Source organism: uncultured Algoriphagus sp., from assembly GCF_963974365.1.
In the GTDB taxonomy this organism is placed as follows: domain Bacteria; phylum Bacteroidota; class Bacteroidia; order Cytophagales; family Cyclobacteriaceae; genus Algoriphagus.
The window spans coordinates 173456-194631 of record NZ_CAXBBX010000006.1; the positions used below are offsets into that span (position 1 = coordinate 173456).

At 40.7% G+C, this 21176-nt stretch carries 15 protein-coding genes; 8 read left to right on the forward strand and 7 right to left on the reverse strand.

Annotated elements, in window-relative coordinates; all coding sequences use genetic code 11:
- Window positions 1–63: 63 nt before the first annotated feature.
- Window positions 64–663 carry a YkgJ family cysteine cluster protein gene (locus tag AACZ87_RS10080; protein WP_339866856.1) on the reverse strand — a complete coding sequence of 200 codons (600 nt, stop codon included), beginning with the start codon at window positions 661–663 and terminating at the stop codon, window positions 64–66.
- Window positions 664–835: 172 nt separating this feature from the next.
- On the opposite strand from AACZ87_RS10080, the gene AACZ87_RS10085 reads away from it, so the two are divergent.
- The 7 genes from AACZ87_RS10085 to AACZ87_RS10115 all read left to right on the forward strand — a co-directional run bounded on the left by AACZ87_RS10085 (window position 836) and on the right by AACZ87_RS10115 (window position 9042).
- A complete protein-coding gene (locus AACZ87_RS10085; RefSeq protein ID WP_339866857.1) occupies window positions 836–1558 on the forward strand; it encodes a TIGR00730 family Rossman fold protein in 723 nt (240 codons plus the stop codon).
- A gap of 64 nt (window positions 1559–1622) precedes the next feature.
- Window positions 1623–2276, forward strand: a complete 654-nt coding sequence (locus tag AACZ87_RS10090; RefSeq protein ID WP_339866858.1) for a hypothetical protein — start codon at window positions 1623–1625, stop codon at window positions 2274–2276.
- Window positions 2277–2339: 63 nt separating this feature from the next.
- Window positions 2340–3278, forward strand: a complete 939-nt coding sequence (locus AACZ87_RS10095; protein WP_339866859.1) for a lytic transglycosylase domain-containing protein — start codon at window positions 2340–2342, stop codon at window positions 3276–3278.
- Between the two features lie 172 nt (window positions 3279–3450).
- Window positions 3451–6282, forward strand: a complete 2832-nt coding sequence (uvrA, locus tag AACZ87_RS10100) for an excinuclease ABC subunit UvrA (RefSeq protein WP_339866860.1) — start codon at window positions 3451–3453, stop codon at window positions 6280–6282.
- An 81-nt stretch (window positions 6283–6363) separates the two neighbouring features.
- On the forward strand, window positions 6364–7416 hold the full coding sequence (locus AACZ87_RS10105) for a histidine kinase (protein WP_339866861.1): 1053 nt from the start codon (window positions 6364–6366) through the stop codon (window positions 7414–7416).
- A gap of 14 nt (window positions 7417–7430) precedes the next feature.
- Entirely contained in the window at window positions 7431–8165 is a 735-nt protein-coding gene (locus AACZ87_RS10110; protein ID WP_339866863.1) for a response regulator, read from the forward strand.
- A gap of 121 nt (window positions 8166–8286) precedes the next feature.
- Window positions 8287–9042, forward strand: coding sequence for a response regulator (locus AACZ87_RS10115; protein ID WP_339866865.1), 756 nt, complete (start codon window positions 8287–8289; stop codon window positions 9040–9042).
- A 97-nt stretch (window positions 9043–9139) separates the two neighbouring features.
- Here AACZ87_RS10115 and AACZ87_RS10120 read toward each other — a convergent pair whose 3' ends face one another.
- From AACZ87_RS10120 to AACZ87_RS10145, 6 genes are all read right to left on the reverse strand, one after another.
- Window positions 9140–9361: a hypothetical protein gene (locus AACZ87_RS10120; protein ID WP_339866866.1), complete on the reverse strand. Its 222-nt coding sequence runs from the start codon at window positions 9359–9361 to the stop codon at window positions 9140–9142.
- A gap of 301 nt (window positions 9362–9662) precedes the next feature.
- Window positions 9663–11009: a PhoH family protein gene (locus tag AACZ87_RS10125; protein WP_339866868.1), complete on the reverse strand. Its 1347-nt coding sequence runs from the start codon at window positions 11007–11009 to the stop codon at window positions 9663–9665.
- 361 nt (window positions 11010–11370) lie between these two features.
- Window positions 11371–14310, reverse strand: coding sequence for a DEAD/DEAH box helicase (locus AACZ87_RS10130; RefSeq protein WP_339866870.1), 2940 nt, complete (start codon window positions 14308–14310; stop codon window positions 11371–11373).
- Between the two features lie 217 nt (window positions 14311–14527).
- The gene (locus AACZ87_RS10135; protein ID WP_339866872.1) at window positions 14528–15160 is read right to left on the reverse strand and encodes a lipoprotein signal peptidase; all 633 of its coding nucleotides are present in this window, start codon (window positions 15158–15160) and stop codon (window positions 14528–14530) included.
- A 16-nt stretch (window positions 15161–15176) separates the two neighbouring features.
- Entirely contained in the window at window positions 15177–18551 is a 3375-nt protein-coding gene (ileS, locus tag AACZ87_RS10140) for an isoleucine--tRNA ligase (RefSeq protein ID WP_339866995.1), read from the reverse strand.
- Between the two features lie 246 nt (window positions 18552–18797).
- Window positions 18798–19904, reverse strand: coding sequence for a Fic family protein (locus tag AACZ87_RS10145; RefSeq protein WP_339866874.1), 1107 nt, complete (start codon window positions 19902–19904; stop codon window positions 18798–18800).
- Between the two features lie 170 nt (window positions 19905–20074).
- Between AACZ87_RS10145 and AACZ87_RS10150 the strand changes: the two genes are divergently transcribed.
- Window positions 20075–21106: a glycoside hydrolase family 43 protein gene (locus AACZ87_RS10150; RefSeq protein ID WP_339866876.1), complete on the forward strand. Its 1032-nt coding sequence runs from the start codon at window positions 20075–20077 to the stop codon at window positions 21104–21106.
- Window positions 21107–21176 lie beyond the last annotated feature (70 nt).

Consider the following 21176-nt stretch of genomic DNA (forward strand, 5'->3'; position numbering starts at 1 on the left):
AATTTGTGAGGCGATAACCTTGAAATATCACCCAATATACTTCAATTGAAAGGAGCAAAAAAATCATGCAATCACTTCAGCTTCTTGCTCCTCATAGAATTTGTATCTCAAAACAAGTTCCAAAGCAAAGGCTATGGCCTCATTAATAGTGAATTGTTGGCAAAGTGCCTGATCTATTTCGTCCAATCGTGAATAATAAGCCGTCGCCAACGGAATATCCATATCCTTATTTATTCTTTCGCTGGTTTGAAGAAACGCAGCAGGCTTTTCATCTTTCAAAACCTTGCAGATAATGAGGTCTTTTTTGCCATACTTGGTTCTTCTGGCAGAAGCTGCAAATAGTCTACAGATCATTCCTCTATTGGTGTGATTGCCACAAAAGCCCTTTCTACCATCTTCAGATTGAGGCCTATACATCACACAGCTAGCTTCTTCATCCTTATTTTCCACTAAGGCTAAGGTAGATTCAGCCATACCTTTATAATAAAGGTCAAAAGCCAATGGGAGAAATTCTAACGGGGAAGCCGGTACTTTCGGATTTGCGCAGCAAAAGCCACATCCAGAAACACAACTTAAACCACTCTCAGAGACAAATTGCTTTGTTTCTGACTCAAGCTCACCAAACACGTCCAGTGTAGCTTGAGATTTTTGTGCGAGATTCAATCTATATTTATCAAATGGTGCGCAAAAGTACACCAGTCTTTGTCGATTGATTCTCCTGAGCTAGTATTTTTTTATATTGAGAGTCAGCTATTTAACTTTTTAAGGTCCGAATAGTGGTAGATTCACTGTCCTTTTCAGGCCAGAGATCGTTTTCTTTAATAAAAAGAAGGATATGAGCAATTTAGAAAATCAAGATGCAGAAGAGAAGATCCGTCTTGCTTTTAAAGAGCGGGATTGGAGTGAGATCAAAAGTGCCGATTCCTGGGTGATTTTTAAGGTGATGTCTGAGTTTGTAGAAGGCTTTGAAAAACTTGCCAAAATTGGCCCCTGTGTTTCTATTTTCGGATCTGCACGGACACCGCGCGATCACCATCACTATAAAATGGCAGAAGATATTGCTGCCAAACTTGTCCGTCATGGCTATGGGGTGATTACGGGTGGTGGACCCGGAATCATGGAGGCAGGAAATAAAGGAGCACATTCCGAAGGGGGAAAATCTGTGGGGTTGAATATCGTCTTGCCTTTTGAGCAGTTTGACAATATTTACATTGACCGGGACAAGTTGATGACCTTCGATTACTTTTTTGTGAGGAAGGTCATGTTCATCAAATATTCACAGGGATTTGTGGTTCTCCCAGGTGGGTTTGGCACGATGGATGAATTTTTTGAAGCGTTGACATTGATCCAAACCAATAAAATAGGAAAGTTTCCAATCGTGTTGGTAGGTAAAGATTATTGGTCTGGATTAGTGGATTGGATCAAGAAGACCTTACTCACTCATCATTACATCAATGAAGTAGATTTGGACTTGTTTGCAGTAGTAGAAGATGCGACCGAAGCAGTAAAAGTTATAGATGATTTTTACAGCAAATATTTGTTGAGTCCGAATTTCTAATTTTACTGCTTTGATAATGAGTGAATAATAGTAAAATTGAAGTAGGCTTTAAAAAATTAAAACCATGAAGGCATCTTACATTTATTCTATTCTTCTGTGCCTTATTTTAGTGGCCACATCTTGTACTTCTAAGGAAGAATCTGGCAAAAAGAATGAGGAAATGGAAATTCCTGTAGCCAAAGCAAAAGTTTCTGAAGAACCTGCAGAATTGAAAGATCCTGATCCTACAGATGATATCCCTGCAGCGGATTACCTAGCGGAGTCAACTTCACAGGAGACTGCTGAAATAGTGATAGCAGCATTGCAGAAGCAATTCAAAGAAGATATTGATAAAGGTTTGCTTGAAGAAAGTGCACGCAAATTTGTCCAGTATGAGTATGACCTAAATGGAGATGGGTCCAATGAAATTATGGTTGGCTTAGTGGGACCTTATTTTTGTGGTTCTGGAGGGTGCACGCAATATATTTTGGATAAAAATGGAAATGTGATTACTGTGTTTTCTGTAGCTGATTACCCGGTAATTATCGGTTCTAACAAAACTAATGACTGGAATGATCTAATTATTTTTAGTGGAGGAAAGAATCGGCTGGTGAAGTTTGACGGCAAAAAGTACCCCTCTAACCCGTCTGTTCAACCAGCTCTAGACACTAATCTGGAAGATGGGCTTACCAAAGCCTTAGATTTCACCAATGACAAATATCCCTGGTTTCAATTTTAAATACTATTCCTAAACCTGACCTCAAAATCAGGTTTTTTCTTTTGCAATCCTCATCTTTAGTGAATGAATAAATTACACCTATTTCCTCTTTACATTTTAGTGTTTCTCTGCCTTGGAATGGCTGGATATGCTATTTGGAAGACGCCAACTGAAATAACTTCCGAACCCAGCGTAGCAAACGTTCAGCTGCTTCAGGCCATGCCCATTCCATCCAGAGACACCATACGTCTATTTGATCTTCCCAAAGAGCTAACTTTTGCTGGAGAAAAAGTTCCGCTTGAAATAGAAGACGTCAAGGAACGCTTGGAGCGGGAAATTTATGTGAATGCTTATTGGCAGTCCAACATGATCTTGCTGATGAAACGCTCAAGCAAGTTTCTTCCTGAAATAGAACAAATGCTGAAAGAGAATGGAGTTCCAGACGATTTCAAATACTTGGCAATGGCAGAATCTGCCCTGATGAATGTAGCTTCTCCAGCTGGTGCGAAGGGTTTTTGGCAAATTTTGGAATCCACAGGCAAAGAATATGGACTTGAGATTTCCAAGGATGTTGATGAGCGGTACAATTTAGAAAAGGCTACAATTGCCGCATCAAAATACCTCAATAAAGCACATAATAGATTTGGAGACTGGACTGCAGTGGCAGCAAGTTATAATATGGGGCAAGCAGGTTTCTCCAGAAGGCAAGAAGACCAATTGGCAAAAAACTACTATGACTTATATCTCAATGATGAGACAAGTAGGTATTTGTTCAGGATCTTAGCATTCAAAGTGATCTTCGAAAATCCTGGCTCATTTGGTTTTTATCTTAGGGAGTCAGATTATTACCAAAACCCAAGTCTTAAATCTGTTAAAGTCAGTTCTGATATTAAAAATCTAGCAAATTGGGCTAAACAGCAGGGAAGTAGTTATAAGGAGTTGAAGTTGTATAATCCTTGGCTGCGTGACAAGGATCTAAATGTGAAGCGAGGTAAAACCTATGAAATCCTTTTGCCGGAATAATTTGTTCAAAAAGGGAAGTCAGTTCTTTTATAGAAAGTAAAGTGACAATACCTGCCAAACTCTGTCAATCTGATGAACCAATCCTCCCGTCACTGGTTATACTCTTTGAACTTTACTGCCTCAAGCAGCTGAAATTTCGTACCTTCGCCGTTTAAAATTGCCCGCCGATTATATGAGTCAAGTCACTCCAGCACAGGAAGAATACATAGAGATATTTGGAGCCCGAGAGCATAATCTTAAAAACCTAGACCTGAAGATTCCCCGTAACAAGCTGGTGGTAATCACTGGACTGAGTGGAAGTGGAAAGAGCTCGCTAGCTTTTGATACGATTTATGCTGAAGGTCAGCGTCGCTACATGGAGTCCTTTTCTGCCTATGCCCGATCTTTTCTAGGAGGTATGGAACGACCTGATGTGGACAAAATTAATGGCCTCTCTCCGGTCATCGCGATCGAGCAAAAGACGACTTCCAAAAATCCCCGATCTACGGTAGGCACCGTGACAGAGATTTATGATTTTATGAGACTGCTTTATGCTAGAGCAGGCGAAGCATATTCGTATTTGACAGGATCAAAGATGGTCCGTCAGACGGAAGACCAGATCATCGATCTACTGTTTACAAACTTTTTAAACAAAAAGCTTTACATCCTTGCTCCAGTAGTGAAGGGTCGAAAGGGACACTATAGAGAGCTTTTTGAGCAAATCCGGAAAATGGGATTCTCCAAAGTGCGTGTGGATGGCGAAGTAATGGAGATGGTACCCAAAATGCAGGTGGACCGGTATAAAATCCACGATATTGAGATAGTTATTGACAGAATAGTTGCAGAAGAATCCGATCGTTATAGAATCACGCAATCCCTGAAATCTGCCCTGCAGCATGGCAAAGGTGTGATCATGATTCGTGATGAAGAAGGAGCGATTCACCATTTCTCAAAGTATTTGATGGATCCAGAAACAGGTCTTTCCTATGAGGAACCTGCGCCTAACACCTTCTCTTTTAACAGTCCATACGGAGCCTGCCCGACTTGTAATGGGCTTGGGATTACTGAGGAAATCACCCGAGAAAGCATTATTCCAGATCCAAAACTGAGTATCACCCGCGGAGGTATAGCGCCACTTGGTGAGTATCGTGACATCTGGATTTTCAAGAAAATAGAGGCCATTCTGAAGCACTACAAGTGTAGCATGAGTACGCCAATTGAGAAACTTCCCGAGCATGTAGTAGATATTTTGCTTAGCGGAGATAAGATCGAAGTGGCTGTAGATTCCATCAAGCATCCTGGGACTAAATGGCACACCACGTTCGAAGGCATTATTAACTTTCTAAAAAAATATCAAGAGGGAAGTTCCGATAAAATTCAGGATTGGGTCAGCGAATTCACGATTACCCAAACCTGTCCAGACTGCCATGGATACCGACTCAAGCAGGAGGCGCTTCATATCAAAATTGACGACACACATATTGGCCAATTGGCTGTGATGGATATTCGATCACTAGGAGAATGGTTTGTAGGATTGGAAACTAGGCTTTCTGATAAGCAAAATGTGATCGCTTCAGAAGTCTTGAAAGAAATTCGTAAAAGAATTGGATTCTTATTAGACATTGGGCTGGATTACCTTTCGCTGAATAGGCCTCTTCGGACACTTTCTGGTGGAGAAGCTCAGCGGATTAGGCTAGCTACGCAAATTGGTACACAACTAGTCGGTGTGCTATATATATTGGATGAACCGAGTATTGGACTTCATCAGCGTGACAACGAAAAACTCATTCAAGCACTACAAAGTCTGCGTGACTTGGGTAATTCTGTTTTGGTGGTGGAGCATGACAAAGACATGATGCTAGCTTCTGATTATCTTCTGGATATGGGGCCTGGTGCGGGTAGGCATGGCGGACATATTGTTTCTGATGGCACTCCTTCAGAAATCTTAAAAACAGGTGGACTTACTGCAATGTACCTTGCTGGAAAAATTGGACTACCAGTTCCAAAAGAACGCAGAACCGGAGAAAAGAAGTCACTGGTAATTAAGGGTGCTACTGGCAACAACCTCAAAAACCTAGACCTTCATCTTCCTTTAGGGACATTAATATGTATCACCGGAGTTTCTGGAAGTGGGAAAAGTACACTTATACACGAAACGCTATATCCAATACTCAACCAGCAAATCTACCATTCGAAGAAAAACCCAATGCCATACAAAAGTGTGGAAGGCTTGGAGCATTTGGATAAGGTCATAGAAGTGGATCAATCCCCGATTGGTAGAACCCCAAGATCAAATCCTGCTACTTACACTGGTGTATTTTCGGATATTCGAACGCTTTTCACAGAACTTCCGGAAGCTAAGATCAGGGGCTACAAACCAGGACGATTTTCTTTCAATGTAAAAGGAGGAAGATGTGAAGATTGCGAAGGTGCAGGAATGAAGTTGATAGAGATGGATTTCCTTCCTGACGTGCATGTGCCTTGTGAAACTTGTAAGGGAAAACGCTACAACCGCGAAACACTCGAGATTCGGTACAAAGGAAAATCTATTTCTGATGTGCTAGATATGACTGTGGAGCAAGCAGTTGAATTCTTTGACAAGCTGCCCAAAATTCTTAGAAAGATAAAGACGCTCAATGAAGTAGGCTTGGGATATATTACGCTAGGTCAGCATGCCACCACACTATCTGGAGGAGAAGCACAGCGGGTCAAATTAGCAACTGAACTTTCGAAAAAAGATACAGGAAAGACCTTTTATATTCTCGATGAACCTACCACAGGTCTGCACTTTAAGGACATTGAATTATTAATGCTCGTGGTGAATGGATTGGTATCAAAAGGGAACACCGTCCTAATCATCGAGCATAACATGGATGTCATCAAAATGGCGGATTACATTGTGGACTTGGGGCCTGAAGGAGGAAATAAAGGAGGAACAATCGTAGTTCAAGGTACTCCCGAAAAAGTAGCCGCAACGCCAGAAAGCTATACCGGTAAATTCCTCAAAATGGAGTTAAATAGCTAACAAGGGTAACAATCAAGGGTATCTTCCTTCTATCAAATTAAAAAAAGAGGAGACACGCTGGTTTTTTATCTTTGCGTGATTATGAATAGGATTAGGCTTTATTGGTTTTTGCAGATACTCGGCTGGGGCGGATTTGCTCTGGTGAGTATATTTTTAGCTGATCTTTCGCGAGGTGTCACGTATGTTCAGATTTGGGCATTTATAGTCCTTGCTGCTACTAATCTTATTTCCACTCATTTTTTACGATACATAGTCAAAACCTACAATTGGTTTAAGCTGAGTATTTCGCAGCTTTTGTTCCAATCATTTCTGGCTATCATCGCACTTTCATTTGTCAATATTGTAGCTCAGATTTTAATCAACCTAGCTTTTGGCACCCTCAACCCATCTGAGGATTTTAAGATTTTATTAATCTTAGCCAATCTCCTTCAGGCAATTCTATTGTATGCACTCTGGTTTCTAATGTACTTTCTGGTTCATTTTCTAGACAATTACAATTCAACCCTGAAATACGAGGCTAAAATCAATGAGATCAGACTCAATCACCTGAAAAGTCAACTCAATCCTCACTTTATTTTCAATGCTTTGAATAGCGTGCGGGCATTAGTAGATGAAGATCCTATCAAAGCAAAAACTGCCATTACTAGAATTTCCAACATGTTGCGATTTTCTCTCATGATGGACAAAAAGCAAACCATAGAATTCGGAGAAGAACTCAACACAGTCAAGGATTACTTGGAACTTGAGTCGATTCGTTTTGAGGAGCGGCTAGGAGTGATCTATCACATAGAAGACGAATCATATAGCTACAAAATACCTCCCATGATGCTACAGACCATCGTGGAAAATGGGATTAAGCACGGCGTATCAAACTTGGTAAAAGGAGGTACAATAGAAATCAAGTGCAGGGAAGGCTTGAATGATGATTTGTATATTCAGGTGAAAAATAGCGGTCAACTTACTCATCAGCCTTCTTTGAATTCAGATGATGAGCAAGGCCATGGGCTGAGCAATACCGTGCAAAGACTCAAGTTAATCTATGGTGGTAAAGCAAGCTTTCGTATTTTCAACTCCGGAAATCAATTCGTTATTACCGAAATTAAAATCCCGAAACAAAAAGTTACATTTGAATAACAAACTCAACAAACATGCGAGCCATTGTAATTGATGATGAAAGATTAGCACGTAAGGAGCTAATCACACTCTTAAATCAACTAGAAAGTGTCGAAGTCGTAGGCGAAGCGGTAAACGTGGATGATGCAAAGGAAAAGATAGATCAGCTAAATCCTGACGTCATTTTTCTTGATATACAAATGCCAGAGAAAACTGGATTTGAACTTCTAGAAGAGCTAGACAACGTCCCTCACGTAATATTTACTACCGCTTACGATGAATATGCACTCAAAGCATTTCAGGTAAATGCCCTAGATTACCTATTAAAACCAATAGAGCCTAAGCGTCTCGAGGAAGCAATCACCAAACTTCAAGGTAAAATCGACGGCCACTCTAAAAGTGAAGAATCATCCACTTCTCACAGCCAAAAGAAACTTACCCTCGAAGATCAAGTATTCGTCAAAGATGGAGACAGATGCTGGTTTGTGCGCCTTTCTAATGTTAGGTTATTTGAGTCAGATGGGAATTACATCAAAGTGTATTTCGACAACTTCAAACCGATGATTCATAAATCGTTGAATGCTTTGGACGAGCGTCTAGATGAGAAATCATTTTTCCGCGCAAGCAGAAAACACATAATCAATCTAGGCTGGGTAGAAGGCATAGAGCCTTGGTTCAATGGCGGTCTGGTAGTGACTCTCAAAGGAGGCGACAGAATAGAAGTGAGCCGCAGACAGGCAGCGAGATTTAAGGAAATGATGAGTCTTTAATATTTCATATCCAATAAAAAGCATTTGATTTCAGCTAAAAATTAACTAAATAGGGAATAATTAGACTTAGAGGTCAGTAAAATTAGTTTCACCCCCAAAACGCAAATTCTGCCAGCTACTTATGAAAGAAGAGCGGATATTAATCGTCGAAGACGATATCAGCATTGCAGAAAATATCCAGGAGATATTAGAACTCCTGGGATATGTCAACACGGACATTGCAAATTCTGCGAATCAATGCATTAAAATCATTAAAAAATATCGGCCGGATTTGATATTCATGGATATCAAACTGAAAGGCGATAAAGATGGAATAGAATTAGGGGAAATCGTGAAACAAATGGTAGACGCACCATTGGTTTATGTGACATCCTATTCAGATCCAACCATCATCGAAAGGGCCAAAAGAATAAATCCAGCTGGATTTATAGTGAAGCCATTCAATACAAATGATATTCATGCGATCGTAGAGATTGTTCTTTACAATAAGCGTACTAAGCCTTCCAGTGAAGTAGCCACAGTAAGCACTCCAAATGATAGTCCATTTTTAGTTACTGATGCAGTTTTCATTAAGGCTGACAATGCGTTTGAGCGTGTTTCCTATTCAGATATCTATTACGTAGAGGCAAATGGTAATATGGTGACGATCTTTACAAAAAATAGGGATTACAGCATCAGGAAATCCATGAAGGAAATTGAGGAAATATTACCATCTCAGCTTTTCCTTCGAGTTCAAAAGTCATTTATTGTTAACCTCGGACAGGTAGAAAGCTTCAATACTAAGGAAATTACGTTACTTTCTGGCGCTATGGTGCAGGTAGGTAGACAATATTATAATGGCTTTTTAGCAAAGCTAAGTACAATCACAGAGAGCTAAAAAAAAGGTGAGCAAAACCCACCTTTTTAGTGTAAACAATCAACCAAATCTACCCTTACGAGTAATTATTGTATGGGAATTTCACCCAGTTAGCTTATCAAAGGACCGAAGTTTCGGTCCTTATTTTTTTGAATTCAGTTAGCTTTTCAGCTTCAGAATTAGAAGTCATGCCGGTATTGTAAGTTGGTTCAGTATATTCAATAAGGGCAGTATGCTTTGCAATATTTGTTTCTACTTTAGCTTTCCAAACAATGGTAAATGCCATTACGAAGCCCAATGCAGCACAAATGTTTTTTTGGGAAAATAGTGAAGTAATCATGGCAGTAATAAGTTGGTTTAATTTCTATATTGGCTATATGCCAAAAAGCGACCCAAAATTATAAAGTGCTAATAATCAGATCACTAGAGAAAAGAGCGGCCAATTTCATGTACGCTTGTGAACACCAGAAACCCAGAGATGGACAATTGGATAGAATTCAGTAGGTTACGAAAAGCAAATTAAATTTTTTAAAAAATAAGACTTGGTCAATATCCTTATTATGAATGATTTAAGAGAATAGCGCTTGCTTAAATATAAAAAAAGGCTCCAGAAGGAGCCTTAATATAGGATACACAGTAGCTTATAATAACTCATTCGCCAGATTCGCCAGCTCTGATCGCTCTCCTTTCTCAAGTTTGATGTGCGCATAGAGCGGATGATCTTTTACACGATCTATCAAATAGGATAAGCCATTCGACTGGGAATCCAAGTACGGAGTATCGATCTGGAAGACATCCCCAGTGAAGATAATCTTGGTGTTTTCTCCGGCTCTGGAAATAATCGTCTTGATCTCATGAGGAGTCAAGTTTTGTGCTTCATCCACAATAAAGAAGATATTTGAAAGCGAACGTCCACGGATATAAGCCAGTGGCTGAATAACCAATTTCTCCTGATTCACCAGCTCGGTGATCTTCTGAAATTCCTTGTCAGTTTCCTTGTATTGATTTTGGATAAATTTCAAATTATCCCAAAGTGGCTCCATGTATGGATTAAGTTTGGACTTAATATCACCTGGTAAATACCCGATGTCCTTATTGCTCAATGGTACGATTGGTCTGGCCAAGAAGATCTGCTTGTATTCTCTTCTTTGTTCCAATGCTCCTGCCAAAGCCAGTAAGGTTTTACCCGTTCCAGCTACACCTTGAATTGATACTAGACGGATATTTGGATTAGTGATCGCATGAAGCGCAAAGGTCTGTTCGGCATTTTTAGGCTTAATATTGTAAGCCAATTTTTTATCTACACGCTCTAAAATTCCTTCCTCCGAATTGTAATAAGACAACACGGAATTTTTATTGCTTTTTAGAATGTAATAGGCATTTGACTTCCTTTTTCTTGTGCCCAAGACTGTCTTTGCTTCTATGTATCCCCTCTCGTAAAGTGTGTTGATATGCTCCGGATCCATATTTTCCAGCACATATTTCCCTGTATTTTCGAGCTCGGTAATATTCTTAATCTTGCCAGTCTCATAGTCTTCTGCAAGCAAATCAATGGATTTGGCTTTAAGACGAAGATTAATATCCTTACTTACCAAGATTACTTTTCTACCAGCTTCATGCTGTTTGAGATAAAGCGCACAGTTGAGAATCTTGTGATCATTCTTTTCTTCACCAAAAATCTCATTGGCATTGATCTGATTCTCCGGATTCATCAGCACCCTAAAATTCCCCTTTGTCTTCCCGTTCAGGGGAGTCCAATTGTGAATCATATGATCCTGCGAAAGTTTGTCCAGCAATCGGATGAATTCACGGGCTTCAAAATTCTTGGTGTCATTGCCTTTCTTGAATTGATCAAGTTCCTCCAGCACCGTGATTGGGATGACCACATCGTGCTCGGCAAAGTTCATAATGGAGTTGTGTGCGTAAAGGATCACAGAAGTATCCAGCACAAAGATTTTCCGATCTTTATCGGATTTGGCTCTAGGCATGCGCAGGTAGTGTAGTGGTACTATGTGATTTAATTTAGAAAAATATTCGGGCTATTGACAAAGTTTCAATGAGAATTTATGGTTAATTAAATGTGACCATTCTCTATGCGGTTGACTATCAATCCAATAAAAAAAGGGCAGAATTTATGGTTCTCCCCTTTTTGTAAAAATCTAAATATTTTATAATGTATATCCGCTTTTCTACCAGTAAGGTAGCAAAAGCAATGTTAGATCTGTTAAACTTAAGAATTGAGGCCACTTCTGCCTGTCACGCCACTGCGGGAGTCTTCGGTCATCGGTCTTCCAACCTGATAAGCAAAGAATCTAAGGTGACTGACATCATTGCGGATAATCATATATTTTATTCTAATAATGCGGCAATATCATCTTGTCCCAAACTCTTCATAAAGCTTTCTTCCGTATTTATCAGCTCGCCAGCAAGGGCCAGCTTACGATCCTGAAGTGCCATGATTTTTTCCTCTACAGATCCACGTGTTATGAATTTGTAAATGATGACTTTATTTTCTTGACCGATTCTATGCGCTCTATCTATAGCCTGTGCCTCCACGGCAGGATTCCACCAAGGATCAAGTAGGAACACATATTCTGCCTTAGTCAAGTTCAAACCAACTCCTCCCGCTTTCAAGGAAATAAGGAATACTTTGATGTCTTCATTTTCCTGGAATTTCTCTACCTGTGCCTGACGATCTTTTGTCGTGCCATCGAGGTAGGCATAAGGAATTCCCTGCTCTTCCAAATACTCTTTCACTATAGCCAAATGCCTTACAAACTGACTGAAAACAAGTACTTTATGCCCTTCAGAAATGGTAGACTGTAGCATATAAGTTACATCTTCCAGCTTTCCTGATTCTCCTTCATAGTCATCCCTAACTAGTTTCGGGTGATTGGCAATTTGACGCAATTGAGTTAAGCCACGAAGTAAGGTAAACTGCTGATTGTTTCTGCCTGTACTCTGGATATCGGAAATAATCTTCTCTCGATAGTAGCTTTTCACCTCTTCGTAAACCTCCTCTTGCGCAGCAGTCATGTCCGAATACTTGACATTGGTAATCTTTTCTGGGAGATCAGTCGCTACCTGAGATTTCAATCTTCTTAGGATAAATGGCTTGATCATCGCATGAAGTTTTGCAGATTTATCCACATCTCCTTGCTTTTCGATTGGCTGCAAAAACTGCTTTTTGAAGGTATTTTGATTTCCAAGTAATCCTGGATTGATGAAGTTCATCTGTGACCAAAGGTCCATCGTGCTGTTTTCTACTGGTGTACCTGTCAAAATCAGCTTTTGCTTACTCTTTAGCTGATTTACTGCACCAGCAATATTACTTCCCGGATTTTTAATTGCCTGGGATTCATCTAAAATGATGTAATTGAAATAGAAATCCTTCAGAACTTCAATATCCAATCTGGTTATTCCATAGGATGTTAGGACCAAATCATATTCTCCAAATCTCCACGGATCTTTGATACGCTGAGTACCGGAATACACAAGGATTTTCAGATCTGGAGTAAACTTCCTAGCTTCCAATTCCCAGTTATAAATCAGGGAAGTTGGCATCACCAAGAGTGAAGTCAAACCTGGGTTTGCTTCCATTTCATGTGCCAGCAAAGCAAGTGTCTGCACAGTTTTACCCAGACCCATATCATCTGCTAGGCAGCCACCAAACTTAAATTCATTTAAGAATCGAAGCCAATTGTAACCTGCATGCTGGTAAGGTCGAAGTGTTCCATCAAAACCACTCGGCAGATCATATTCTTCAATTGATTCAAAATCTCTGAGTCTTTCCAGTTTTCTGCTCAAGGTAACTTGGACAAGATTACCGATCTCCATCTCTCTGGCAAGTGCCAAATGATGCTTGCGCAATACCAAGGTGTTTTCATCTCCACGGTCCTCCATGAAATTGAATAGCTCAGAGTAATCCACAAACCAGGAAGCTGGAATCACAGCAATTTCTCCATTTGGCAATTCAAATTCTGCTTTGCCTTGAAGCAAAAGTTTTCTGAGCTTCGCAAAAGGCACCAAGTAAATTCCAAATTTGATCAGGGCTTTGACATCAAACCAATCAATATTTTCATTGACTTCGATAGATATCTGGGCTTTTCCAATATTATAAACCTTCCCTTTAGCATTAGGCTTTTGGACAATTTTGATTTTCTCTATATCGAGAAAATCCTCGTTTTGGCCTATCCACTCAAAAGCTTCAGTTTTAGGTAAAGCGTCTTTACCCATCTTGAACTCTAGGCCTTGGTCACGCAGTAACTTTATATAAGCTTTTTCTTTTTGAGTACTTCGAATCGTCTTGTAGAACATATAGCTATCCTCTCCTGTCTCCAGCCTTACCGATGCACCATGCTTCTCAGAACTCGGAGTCTGCACTGGGAAATCTATGTTTCCGTACTTGAATCGAAGTTCAAATACGATCTTATCCTCTTCCAATTTCTCTCCGTCCTCTCCAAAGAGATTCTTTCCGCCTCCGCCCGGGAGATCAGAGATGTTGATAAAAACCTCTGGTGTTCCTCGCTCTATATTGATATCAAATCCAACTGACTCCACATCAAACTGAGAAATAAGATTAGCCATAAACCCTTTATAGTAGCTTGGCTCAATTCTCTTATCGATTACGATGAATTTCTTATTTAGAAACGCCTTAAGTTTCTTTCCGTCAATTCCTTTTTCGAAGTGAAAAAGCTGACCATTGACGATCAACCAACCAGGTTCATTACTGATAAAATAGCCGTTCTTATATTGCCAATCTAGCTTTTCTCCCTTGTATTTGATGGTTGGCCAGTAGTGCGTGTTATCTTCATTCTTGTGAAAATGAAATAATACACTTGCCCGCTCAGCATTGACTATAATTTCTTTCCATACCGGATTTCCATCACTTCCCATTTCGAAAAGTCGCTTCCCAATGAGCAACGGCATTATTTTCGACCGCTTCTTTTCAATCACTTCCTCAATTAAATCCTGCGTCTTTTTATCTTCCGTTTTAGGATCAAAAATCTTCTCTAAGTACTGCTTAGGCCGGATATTTCCACGTTTGATAAATGGCTTCACCACCACCTCAGGGTTCATAGAATCCATGATTTTTATCAAATCATAATCCGTCTTATTCAAACCAGCGTCAAATTCACTTGCATTGGCGGAGCTAATATTTTGATAGGCCAGAGAAAGCCTGCCTTGAGGGTCGATCTGAACTACAAAAGATTCAATAAGAAGTCCTAAAGACTCGTGGCTATAAATAGAATAAACTATCTGAAAGGGCTTATCAGCATCTACTATCATATTATTGTCGGAAGGACATAACTTCTATATAATTGGGGTTAAGCAAAAAGAAGTCAGGTCGGGGTTAAGGATCCAAAAAAAGGGAAAAGCAAGTTGAAAATTACAAAAAATACAGCTCAAAAACTTGATTTATGGCAATTATCTGGCTGAAAACATGAAAATCCTTCAAAATCACCAAAAATGATCTGGAAGGATTTTTAATAAAAGAGGTAAGTTTTTATTCAGAAATCTGGTTTACTTCTTCCTCCTTTGATGAGTTAACAGATTCAGGCTTTTCAGGAAAAAACCTTCCTTGGAAGATCAGAATCATAGCCACGCCAACAAATATTGCAGCATCTGCCACATTGAAAATCGGCCAAAGCGCAGTGTAACTACCTCCCCACACTGGAAGCCATTCCGGCAAATAACCTTCCCAAATATCAAAATAAAACATATCAACCACCTGTCCATGAAACCATGGAGTTGAAGCATTATACGGAGCATTATTTAACCAAACTCCATAAAACACAGAGTCAACTAGATTACCTATTGCTCCTCCTAAAATCATCGCTATACATACTATATATAGACTCGGTTGTTTTTTCTCAATAATATGAAATAGGTAATATCCGATCCCGCACATCGCCACCAATCGGAAGGATGTTAGCAGCAATTTGCCATAATCAGATCCCAGCTCCATGCCGAAAGCCATCCCAGGATTCGTGGTATAATGCAGCTTAAACCAGTCTCCGAAAATCGGAATCTGCCCTGGCGAGCCAAAATCCATTTGGAAATGAACTAGCATCTTCACCGCTTGATCTATCAGAATTACCAATAAAGCAATGCCGAAGTATTTCAGGTATTTATTCATTATATACGTTTTGCTATTAGGCTTTTTCTACCAAAACAGCTAGTTCAAAATCATCCATATCAAGTACCGTAGCTCCATCCAACGAAGGAGAAAGCTCCAGGTTTAGGGCTTGTACCTCAGTTTGGATATATTCCCCAAAAGACTTCACTGCATCTTTCACCAACTCATTATCATCAGCAATCTGTATGTTAATCTTGTCCTGTACCTCAAGCCCCATGTCTTTGCGAAGATTCTGGATACGGTTTACAAGATCCCGAGCAACTCCTTCCTGCTTCAATTCGTCAGAAAGCGTCACGTCAAGCGCAACTGTCACACCTTGATCAGAAGCCACAGACCAGCCAGGAATGTCCTGAGAAGTGATCAAGACTTCTTCCAAAAGCAATTCTAAACTTTCACCTTCTACATCAACAGAGATTTTGCCTTCACGCTCTATTTCAGCGATTTCGGCTTGTCCCCATTTATTTATGGCTCCTACTACAAAGCGCATTTTCGGCCCCAATTTCTTACCAAGAACTGGAAGATTTGGTTTTACATTTTTTACCAAGATGCCAGATTCATCATCGATGAATTCAATATCCTTAATATTCACTTCTGATTTGATGAGCTCCTCTAGATGCAAAATCTGAGCTTTCGTCTTTTCTTTAAGAATTGGAATCAAGATGCGCTGCAATGGCTGGCGAACTTTCATCTTCTCTTTCTTTCTCAGGGAGTGTACCAGAGAAGAAATAGTTTGAGACAATTCCATACTTTCTTCCAGATCCTTATTGATCAACCCAGCATCGGCATCCACCCAATCCGTCAAATGCACGGAAGCTTTGGCATCAGTTCCCGATTCAGTCAAGTTTTGATATAACCAATCAGAATAGAATGGCGCAAAAGATGACATCAACTGGGTAAGTGTTAGAAGAGACTCATACAAAGTTTCGTAAGCTGCCTGTTTATCAGCATTCATTTCCCCTCTCCAGAATCTTTTTCTCGCCAATCGAACGTACCAATTGGAAAGCTGATCCACGGTGAAGCTCATGATCGCACGAGTTGCCTTGGTAGCATCGTAATTATCCATCGCTTCTTCGACCTCAGTGATCAAAGACTGAAGCTTGGACACAATCCACTGATCTAGTTCAGCACGCTCTGCCACTTGAACTGCTTTGGATTTGTCATAGACAAAAGCATCCAGATTTGCGTAAAGCGCGAAGAAATTATAGGTATTCTGAAGTGTACCAAAGAAGCGACGCTGCACCTCAGTTACTCCATCCAGATTGAATTTCAAGTTATCCCAAGGATTGGCATTGCTTAGCATATACCAACGCACAGCATCAGGACCATATTCCTTCAGCGTTTTGAAAGGATCTACAGCATTGCCCAATCTCTTGGACATTTTGTTGCCGTTTTTGTCCAGCACAAGTCCGTTTGCAATCACGTTTTTGAAAGCCACGCTATCAAATAACATTACAGCAATCGCATGAAGTGTGAAGAACCAACCTCGGGTCTGATCCACGCCTTCCGCGATATAGTCTGCAGGATAGTTTGCGTTGAAAATGTCTTCGTTTTCGAATGGATAATGCCACTGCGCATACGGCATAGCTCCAGAGTCAAACCAAACATCGATCAAGTCTGGCTCACGGAACATCTTTTCACCTTTTGGAGAAACTAAGATCACATCATCCACATACGGTCGGTGAAGATCCAGCTCCTTCCCTTCATATGGAGATTTCTCCATAAAGCCTTTTGCGATCGATTCATCAATTGCTGCTTGTAATTCTGCAATCGATCCAATGCAAAGTTCTTCCGTTCCATCTTCTGTTCTCCAGATTGGAAGTGGAGTTCCCCAGAATCTTGAACGACTCAAGTTCCAATCCACTAAGTTTTCCAGCCAGTTCCCAAAACGTCCTGTACCAGTTGCCTCAGGCTTCCAGTTGATCGTCTTGTTTAGCTCTACTAATCTGTCTTTGTAGGCTGTGGTTTTGATAAACCAGCTGTCCATAGGATAGTAAAGCACAGGCTTGTCAGTTCTCCAGCAGTGTGGATAACTGTGCTCATATTTTTCAACCTTAAAGGCCTTGTTTTCATTTTTCAGGATGATCGAAATGATCACGTCGGTACTCTTAAAGTCCGCTGCATTCTCATCATCCTCAGTATAGTTTTTCACATAGAAATCATCCGCACCATAGACTTTATGGGAAGTGATTTCATGCTCCGCTACTTTTTCAGCTAAGTATTCACCAACTATGTTGATGAACTTCCCGCGCTTATCCACAATCGGAAGATCATTACCACGATCGTCTTTCACGAATACACCAGGTACATTATTTTGGACGAGTGTTCTAAAGTCATCCGCACCAAATGCCTTTGCCAAATGCACGATACCTGTACCATCTTCTGTAGTCACATAATCGCCAGAAACGATTGTGAACGCCGGATGAGGAAGTGCCAAACCAGCTATCGGGAACAGTTGCTCATATTCCCAGCCAAGCATGTCTTTCCCTTTGAATTCCTCGATTACCTCAAAAGGGATCAACTTATCTCCGCCTTTGTAATCTTCCAATTTCAGCTCAGCAGCTTTTGGATTCAGGTAGGCATTCATTCTAGCTTTCGCCAAAATCACCGTGCAGGCATCGTAGGTATATGGATTGAAAGTCTTCACTTTCACATAATCCAAGTTCTCCCCGATCGCCAAAGCTGAGTTGGCAGGCAAAGTCCAAGGGGTAGTCGTCCAAGCAAGGATATAGGTATTTTCCTTATTTTTCAGTTTGAACTGAGCAGTGATGGAAGTGTCTTTTACATCCCTATAGGCACCTGGCTGATTCAGTTCGTGCGAACTCAAACCAGTACCTGCCGCTGGAGAATATGGTTGAATAGTGTAGCCTTTATAGATCAGGTCTTTCTCATAAAGCTTCTTCAGCAAGCTCCAAACTGACTCGATATAATTTGGCTCAAAGGTGATGTATGGATCATCCAAATCCACCCAATAACCGATTTTCTCAGTCATCTCATCCCACTGATTCTTGAAGCGCATGACCGTCTCACGGCACTTTTGGTTGTATTCTTCTACGGAAATCTTCTTTCCGATATCTTCCTTCGTGATACCCAATTCCTTCTCTACCTGTAATTCCACAGGCAATCCGTGCGTATCCCAACCGCCTTTACGCTTCACTTGGAAACCTTGAAGAGTTTTATAGCGGCAGAAAACATCCTTAATCGCTCGCGCCATTACGTGGTGAATTCCCGGAGTACCATTTGCTGAAGGCGGGCCCTCGAAAAAAGTAAATGTCTCCGCACCGTCACGGTTGGCTACTGATTGCTCGAAAATCTGGTTTTCTTTCCAGTACTTCAATACAGATTCCCCGATTTCGGGATAATCCACTTGTTTAAATTCCTGATATGTCTTCACTGTATCCTTTCTTAAGGGCAAGTAGGTGATAATTCAATTCTAACTGGCCTATGTCCACCCCTTAACGGAAGCAAGCTTATTTAGGCTGTTTTTTTTGCTTTTCAAGAGTCTACACCCTCAAAAGCAGGCACAAAGATAGGAGAAATCCCCCTTTTTGGGAGGGTCAATTTGAAAAAATGGCAGCTTTCAAAAAATGAAGCAACGGGTTCAATTTTCCAATCTTCAAATTTTCCAATCTTTCAATAGCTAAAGTACCAAGTCATAACTCACACTTCTTCCCCCACCTTGCGGCAAAAAGACGCCTAATTCCACCAAAGCCTGTAAATCCCGGGTTGCAGTCGCTTTAGAAGCTTTTGTAATGGCCATGTATTTCTTAGCAGTCATTCCTCCCTCAAAACCCGCTGGTCCTTCAGCCAGCATTCGATTGATAGCTTTCATTTGACGAGCATTGAGCTCATTTTTATAGCGATCAAAAAATTTGACTTTTTGAAGGGTGAAATTGACCAATTGCTCGGCACTCAGCTGTGCTTGAAAGACAGTTTCGGAAAAATAATCCAACCAATCAGAGATTTCATTGGAGCTTTGTCCGCTTTTCAATGCCTTGTAATACTCATTCTTTTTCTCTTCTATGACACTGGAAAGACTGATCAATGTGGCATGCCCTAATCCTTGATGCAGCGCTTTTTCCGCCAAAGCACGACCAATTCGCCCATTCCCATCCTCAAACGGGTGTATGGACTCAAAGTATAAATGCGTAATAGCTGATCGTATCAGGGGGTTGTTTATAGTTTCTGCCTTGTTTGGAGCGGTTTTGTTAAACCAAGAAATAAAAGCAGCCATCTCAGCAGGGACTCTGCCTGAAGGTGGTGCTTCGAAATGCACGATTTCTTTTCCAATAGCTCCCGAAACCACCTGCATGGGCGAAGAATCTGCCCGCCACTGGCCAGCTCGTACATAGCGATTGCCTTCCATGAGCAGCTCATGCCATTCAAAAAGCATTTCTTCAGTCAGGTCTTGAGCATATTCCGAACGTACCTTGATCATCAGCTTGGCAATGCCTTTTGCCCGCTGATCTTTTACAAGTAAGGGTTGCTCCTCGTGTATCCCAAGGTTCTTTTTAATAGAAGACATTACGTCAGGGCGGCTGAGAAACTCACCTTCGATCTCGGAAGTCTTGATAGCTTCCACCACCATCATTTCCATTAGTAGTTCAGTCTGATTTCCTTCTGCCAAACCAGTGAGGACACCAGACATTTGCCCGGATTTCATGAGAAAATCAAGCAGTATTTTCCCAGACTTACCTTCCTTGTAAGTGAATGTTGGCCAATCTGATTGTTCCCAATTATAACTCATGAGCCGAATATACAACTTATTCGGCTCATGATTCTAATATTTTTGAGCCGATTAGATTAATTATTCGGCTCACACTAAGAAAATTCTGATATTTTATCCCTTTTACACCAAGCGCATTCTCATTTGAATCAAGCTGCTTAACTTTCTGCTTCATTCGAAAATTCCAACTTATGAAAGTTAGTAACTCATTATTTGTAGGAGGACTTGCCTTGGTATTTGCCTGCTCTTCCCCAAAAACAGTAGAAGAAACAGAAGCTCCGAAAAGAGCTGGAAACCCAATTTTCGAAGGCTGGTATGCCGATCCTGAAGGAATTGTATTCGGAGACGAATATTGGGTTTACCCAACCTTCTCAGCTGGCTATACAGACCAACTGCATTTCGATGCATTTTCTTCAAAAGACTTAGTGACTTGGGAAAAGCACGCAAATATTCTGGACACTGCAGCGATCAAATGGGCTAGACAAGCCATGTGGGCTCCAGCAGCAATCGAAAAAGACGGGAAATATTATCTTTTCTTTTCTGCAAATGATATCCAGCGACCTAGCCGCGATGGTTGGGATCCAAATAATGACATCAACCACTTTGGGGGATTAGGCGTTGCCGTGGCAGATTCCCCAGGCGGACCTTTCAAAGACCACATTGGTAAGCCACTGCTTTCTGAGTTTTACAACGACGCACAACCAATCGATCAGTTTGTATTCAAGGATACCGATGGCACCTATTACATGCTGTATGGAGGATGGAGTCACTGTAATATTGGTAAGCTAAATGCTGACTTCACAGGATTTGAACCTTGGGAAGACGGTGAGCTATTTCATGAAATAACGCCTGAGGGATACGTAGAAGGTCCTTTTGTATTTATCCGAAACGGAAAATATTATTTCATGTGGTCAGAAGGTGGTTGGACAAATTCCAGCTATAAGGTTGCTTATGCCATGTCAGACAATATCAACGGACCGTGGGACAGAATCGGAACCATCTTGGAAAATGATACCACTGTAGCTACTGGTGCCGGGCACAATTCAGTTATCCAAAAGCCAGGGAGCGATGATTGGTATATGGTCTATCATCGACGTCCAATTCCAAATGAAGGAAGAGATCACCGAGTGACTGCAATAGATGTATTGGAATTCAACGAAGACGGAACAATCAAGCCAGTCAAAATGACTTTTGAAGGGGTGGAGGCAAATCCAATTGATTAAACCCTTGAATAAAAGAGTTTTTGAAAGCCTTCCAATATACAGAAGGAAAGTAAAATAAGAAATTATTTGC